The sequence below is a fragment of the Achromobacter ruhlandii genome (genome assembly GCF_902859695.1).
GTDB classification, from domain to species: domain Bacteria; phylum Pseudomonadota; class Gammaproteobacteria; order Burkholderiales; family Burkholderiaceae_B; genus Achromobacter; species Achromobacter ruhlandii.
In genome coordinates, this window is the sequence record NZ_CADIJL010000083.1 from 1 (window position 1) to 728 (window position 728).

Below are 728 nucleotides of genomic sequence, written 5' to 3' on the forward strand. Positions count from 1 at the left end.
CGCTGCGCGGCGGCGCGCCGGTCTACCTGGTGCCGATGGGCCGCGGCCGCGCGCCCAAGGTGGTGGATGCCGCCAGCGGCGCGCTGCTGCCGCGCGCCGACGCCGCGGTCGCCACCGCCAGCGCCGCGGCCTGGTTCGACGGCCAGTACGCCGCGCGCTACCAGGGCGTGGTGGAGGAGGACGTCTACACCCACTCCGGCGCGCTCGACATCCACCGGCCGCTGCATCGCATCGACCTGGACGACCCCGCGCGCACCCGGCTGTACGTCTCGTCCGCCACCGGCGAAGTGGTGCTGGACGCCACCCGCCGCGAACGGCTATGGAACTACGTCGGCGCCTGGATTCACTGGCTGTACCCGTTTCGCGGCAATGTCTTCGATCCGTGGTGGCACGACATCGTGGTCTGGCTGTCGGTGGCCGGCGTGGCCGTGGCGCTGACCGGCACGGTGGTCGGCATCCTGCGCTGGCGCTTCTCGCGCCCCTACGCCAGCGGCAGCCGCTCGCCGTATCGCGAGAACATGATGCGCTGGCACCACCTGGCCGGCCTGATGTTCGCCGGCATCACGCTCACCTGGATCTTCAGCGGGCTGATGTCGATGAACCCGTGGAAGGTGTTCAGCAGCGGCGCGGCGCCATTGGCGCAGCAGGCCTACGCCGGCGGCGCCTACGACGCGGCCGCGCCGCAGGCGCCGCCCGCCGCGCTGATCGCCGCCCTGCCCGCCGCGCCG

The 728-nt window shown here is 73.5% G+C and carries 1 protein-coding gene; it reads left to right on the forward strand.

Annotated features, from left to right (window positions below; all coding sequences use genetic code 11):
• On the forward strand, positions 1-728 hold a 728-nt coding region (locus HV742_RS32030), incomplete at both ends, for a PepSY domain-containing protein (RefSeq protein ID WP_175147288.1).